The organism is Slackia isoflavoniconvertens (genome assembly GCF_003725955.1).
GTDB lineage: Bacteria > Actinomycetota > Coriobacteriia > Coriobacteriales > Eggerthellaceae > Slackia > Slackia isoflavoniconvertens.
On sequence record NZ_QIBZ01000043.1, the window covers coordinates 1 to 698 of the forward strand.

General features: G+C 63.2%; 1 rRNA gene. It reads left to right on the forward strand.

The window, feature by feature from the left end:
- Positions 1-501, forward strand: a 16S ribosomal RNA gene (locus DMP05_RS09665); the annotation flags it as partial.
- Positions 502-698 lie beyond the last annotated feature (197 nt).

The following is a 698-nucleotide window of genomic DNA, read 5'->3' on the forward strand; positions in this document are numbered from 1 at the left end:
ACAGGTGGTGCATGGCTGTCGTCAGCTCGTGCCGTGAGGTGTTGGGTTAAGTCCCGCAACGAGCGCAACCCCCGCCGCGTGTTGCCAGCATTCAGTTGGGCACTCACGCGGGACTGCCGGCGTCAAGCCGGAGGAAGGCGGGGACGACGTCAAGTCATCATGCCCCTCATGCCCTGGGCCGCACACGTGCTACAATGGCCGGCACAACGGGTTGCCACCCCGCGAGGGGGAGCGGATCCCTAAAGCCGGCCCCAGTTCGGATCGCAGGCTGCAACCCGCCTGCGTGAAGCCGGAGTTGCTAGTAATCGCGGATCAGCACGCCGCGGTGAATACGTTCCCGGGCCTTGTACACACCGCCCGTCACACCACCCGAGTCGTCTGCACCCGAAGCCGCCGGCCGAACCCCTCCGGGGGGCGGAGGCGTCGAAGGTGTGGAGGGTGAGGGGGGTGAAGTCGTAACAAGGTAGCCGTACCGGAAGGTGCGGCTGGATCACCTCCTTTCTAGGGAGATCACCCTATCATTCAGAAAAGACCGAGTCCGGAGCATCGGAGTCCGCCGGACGAGGCCCCGCCTGGAACTTCCGTTTCCGTCCCAGCATCCGGCTCCCGGGATTCCCGGGCACCTTGAGAGCCGCATAGCGATTCGAAGCGAAGATATCAACATATCTTATCTCCATGTCATGAAAGACATTAGCGCA